At 68.3% G+C, this 3947-nt stretch carries 4 protein-coding genes and 1 pseudogene; all 5 read left to right on the top strand.

Going from position 1 to position 3947, the window contains the following annotated elements:
• Positions 1 to 65: 65 nt before the first annotated feature.
• Positions 66 to 254 (top strand): annotated as a pseudogene (locus V5A20_RS13480) (trimeric intracellular cation channel family protein); the annotation flags it as partial.
• Entirely contained in the window at positions 234 to 650 is a 417-nt protein-coding gene (locus V5A20_RS13475; protein WP_332327576.1) for a trimeric intracellular cation channel family protein, read from the top strand. The pseudogene V5A20_RS13480 and the gene V5A20_RS13475, both read left to right, overlap by 21 nt.
• Positions 651 to 769: 119 nt before the next feature.
• The gene (locus V5A20_RS13470; protein WP_332315935.1) at positions 770 to 1480 is read left to right on the top strand and encodes a thymidine kinase; all 711 of its coding nucleotides are present in this window, start codon (positions 770 to 772) and stop codon (positions 1478 to 1480) included.
• A 349-nt stretch (positions 1481 to 1829) separates the two neighbouring features.
• Positions 1830 to 2306, top strand: coding sequence for an RDD family protein (locus V5A20_RS13465; RefSeq protein WP_332327575.1), 477 nt, complete (start codon positions 1830 to 1832; stop codon positions 2304 to 2306).
• Positions 2307 to 2478: 172 nt separating this feature from the next.
• On the top strand, positions 2479 to 3947 hold a 1469-nt coding region (dnaX, locus tag V5A20_RS13460), incomplete at its 3' end, for a DNA polymerase III subunit gamma/tau (RefSeq protein WP_332327574.1).

The raw sequence follows: 3947 nt of genomic DNA, 5'->3' as shown, positions 1-3947 counted from the left end.
GCAGCCTGTGTAGAACGCGAAGAATCTCCCGGCTTTAGCCGGGGGAGAAGTCAAACCTATTCGGCACGGCGGTCTTCGCGGTGTCCGGGGCGCTGGCGGCTGGGCGGCGGCGCATGGACCTGTTTGGGGCGCTGGTGATTGCGGCGGTGACGGCCGTGGGAGGGGGCACAGTGCGCGATCTCATTCTGGATCGGCATCCGGTCTTCTGGATCCAGGACCTGCGGTACCTCGCGGTGATTGGAGGGGCGGGCGGGCTTACCTTCACGTACACGTCCCTCTTCCGCCCGCCGCGGCAGTTGCTGGAAGTTGCCGATGCGTTCGGGCTCGCGGTCTTCTCGGTCGTCGGGGCCCGGGTGGCGCTCGGTGTGGGAGCGCCGCCGGTGGTCGTCGTGATCATGAGCGCCGTCACGGCCACGGTAGGCGGCATGGTGCGGGACGTGCTCTGTGACGAAACGCCCCTCATCTTGCGAGAGGAGATCTACGCGACGGCGGCCCTGCTTGGCGGAACGCTCTACGTGGGCCTGCGGGCCTTCGCCCTTCCGGACGCGGCGGTTGCCGGCCTCACGATCGTCGCGGTGTCGGCCGTGCGTCTGGCCGCGCTGCGGTGGGAGGTCCACCTGCCTTCGTTTCGGGTGGAAGAGGTTGGGTAGGCAGGCGCCTCTTGTGTGGGCCTTCCCCGCTTCCATACAGAGTGGGTGTGGACTTCCTCCTCGCCCCGCAATTACCTTGGAAGGCCTGCGCCCGTCTTTGCATCAAGCAGGCCCTGTTCATGTCCGCGCTGGAGCCCCACATCGTCGACCGCGACCGCACCACCGGCTGGATCGAGGTCATCTGTGGGTCGATGTTCAGCGGCAAGACCGAAGAGCTGATCCGCCGGCTACGGCGGGCCCGCATCGCCCGTCAGCACACGCGCGTCTTCAAGCCGGCCCTCGACGAGCGCTACAGCGAGGACGAAGTGGTGTCGCACAATGAGAACTCCGTGACCACCACGCCGGTGGAGGCCCCCCCGCAGATCCGAGAGCGGGTGCAGGAGGCGGACGTCGTAGGCATCGACGAGGCGCAGTTCTTCGACGATGCCCTCGTGCCGACGTGCCAGGCGCTGGCCGACGCGGGGCACCGCGTGATCGTGGTGGGGCTCGACACGGACTACCGAGCCGCCCCTTTCGACCCGATGCCGCAGCTCATGGCGGTGGCCGAGCACGTGACCAAGCTGCACGCGGTATGCGTCGTCTGCGGCGCGCCCGCCAACCACTCTCAGCGCATCGTGCCGGGGGAGGACCGCGTGCTGGTGGGGGCCACGGAGGCCTACGAGCCGCGGTGCCGGGCGTGCTTCGAGCCGGAGCCCGTGACGGTGACGCGCCCCCGCCCCCACACCGAGGCGCTGCGAGAGGTGTCCACCGACGGCGCGGACCCGACAACGAACCAGACACGCCCGGAGGCCCCTGCGGATGCAGCCTCGCCTGGGGAGGAGGCGGCCTAGAGAAAAAGTGCCAACAACCGTTCGGGATGCCCGTACAGGCATTTCCCGATTGTACTGTGGACGAAACACTGTTTTTGTCCCATGCCCGACGTACGTTCTCAGACTCTCCCGGCCAACCCCCGTCGCCGTCGTACTCCGCAGCGCACGCCGCAACGCACCCCGCAGCGTACGCCGAAGCGGCAGCCCACGCAGCCGCCCAAGGTGCCGAGCCCGACGCGCCGAGAGCCGAACACTCCAGACCCGCAGCGTCGCGAACCGAACACCCCGAGTCCGTCGTCGGACGTGGCGTAGCCGCCGCGGGCCGTGACTGGACCCGTTCCTTTTTTTCTTGAACGCGCCTGCCGCCTCTATGAACGGGTCCCCCCGAGATGCCTCCCCGCCTGCACAGCACGAGCGATTCGTTGCGGCCCTTCTCGACGGCATTATCGCGACGGGCCTGACCGCGTTGTTTGGCGGGGCGCCCCTGGTTGGAGGACTCATCGGCGGACTGTACCTCGTTGCACGAGACGGCGTTGAAGTGGGCCCCCTGCGCTTCCGGTCGCCGGGCAAGTACGTGATGGGGCTCGACCTCGTGCGCCTCGACGGGCAGCCCGTCTCCCTTGAGACGTCGGTCCAGCGCAACTGGATGCTCGGCCTCAGCTCGGTGGCCGGGGCCTTCATCGTTGTTCCCATCGTGGGCGGCGCCCTGGCGTCGCTCCTGTCGCTTGCGGGCCTGGGGCTTATTTTGTTTGAGACCTACAACGTCTTCACCGACCCCGCTGGTCGGCGGTGGGGCGATCGGCTGGGCAATACCAAGGTCGTGGCCGCCGGCGACGGGCTGGTGTGAGGCCGCCTCGCGACGGGCGCGCGGCCTGCTTGCGCCTCGGTACGCAGTTGATTTCTCCGAGGCGGCGCCGGTATATTGGGCGTGGAGCAGATCCGCCCTGCCGTCCTCGTTCGGGGGAGGTCTGGCGCCGTCTCCCTCCTCCTGCCTTCTCTCATCCGTTTTTGCGGCTTTCATGGACGACCAGCGATACCTCGTCACGGCGCGCAAGTATCGGCCCTCCCTGTTTCGAGAGGTCGTTGCGCAGGGGCACGTCACCGAGACGCTCAAGAACGCCCTTCGGATGGAGCGCCTCGCGCACGCCTACCTGTTCAGCGGCCCCCGGGGCGTGGGAAAGACGACCGCCGCCCGCATCCTGGCGAAGGCCATCAACTGCGAGACGCCGCGCGAAGAGCGGGCGGACGGCGCCGAGCCGTGCTGCGAGTGCGACTCGTGCGAGTCCTTCGAGGCGGGCCGTAGCCTCAATGTCTTCGAGATGGACGCGGCCTCCAACAACAAGGTCGACGACATCCGCGAGTTGCGCGAGAAGGTGCGCATTCCGCCGCAGGGAGAGCAGAAGAAGGTCTACATCCTTGACGAGGTGCACATGCTGTCGAAGCAGGCGTTCAATGCCCTGCTGAAGACGCTGGAGGAGCCGCCCGCCCACGCCCTCTTCATCTTCGCGACCACCGAGCCGCACAAGGTGCTGCCCACCATCCTCTCGCGGTGCCAGCGGTTTGACTTCCGCCGCATTCCGGTGCCGGAGATCGTAGCGCGTCTGCGCGAGATTTGCGAGACGGAGGGGGTGGAGGCCGACGAGGAAAGCCTCATGCTGCTGGCCCGCAAGGGCAACGGCGCCCTCCGCGACGCCCTCTCGGCGTTTGACCAGGCCCTTTCGCTCTGCGGGTCCACGCTGACGTACGGCGAGCTCACCCAGGCGCTCGGCGTGGTGGACCAGGACCTGTACTTCCGACTTACGGACCACGTCGCCACGCAGGACACGGCCGGAATGATTGAGCTCGTGCGCCACGTGGTGCGCAGCGGGTACGACCTGCAGGAGATGCTGGTGGGACTGGCTGGGCACCTGCGCAACCTGCTGGTGGCCCGCTCGCTGGGCGGAGAGGCCCTGGAGGAGGTGGCCGAGTCGACGCGCACCCGCTACGCCGACGAGGCCGAGCGCTTCGACGAGGCCGACCTGCTGCGCCTGCTCACCCTGGCGGCGGACACCGAGGACGACATCAAGCAGAGCCCGCAGCCGCGGCTGACCTTGGAGACGACGCTCCTCAAGATGGCGCAGCTCCGCCGCTCGGCCGACCTCCGGGCGGTGCTCGACAAGATCGACCGGCTGGAGCAGATGGCCGAGGACGGCGAGCTTCCCGAGGCGATGCCGGACGACAGGGCGACCGCCTCCGACCCCTCGTCCCCTCCGGCGACATCCTCCGAGCCCGACGACACGGGGACCACCGTGGAGGAGACGAGGGAGGAGTCTCCCGACGCGGCTGCCGAGCCTCTTCCCGAGTATGGCCCCGAGTCAATGAAGGCGTCGGGCGACGCCTCTTCGAAGCAGGCGTCGTCTGGCGACGGGCCGACCGACAATGCCGATGCTGAGCATCGGCCCTCCGGTCCATCGGACGACGATTCGCTGGACGACGATTCGCTGGACGA

Origin of the sequence: Salinibacter sp., from assembly GCF_036626415.1 — a bacterium.
In the GTDB taxonomy this organism is placed as follows: Bacteria; Bacteroidota; Rhodothermia; order Rhodothermales; family Salinibacteraceae; genus Salinibacter.
The sequence above is the reverse complement of the archived record's forward strand: the minus strand, read 5'-3'. Positions and strand labels throughout refer to the sequence as shown.

Bases quoted from the DNA above. Each gene is read 5' to 3' on its own strand.
- V5A20_RS13470 (WP_332315935.1), top strand. From the start codon at position 770: ATGTCCGCGCTGGAGCCCCACATCGTCGACCGCGACCGCACCACCGGC.
- V5A20_RS13465 (WP_332327575.1), top strand. From the start codon at position 1,830: ATGAACGGGTCCCCCCGAGATGCCTCCCCGCCTGCACAGCACGAGCGA.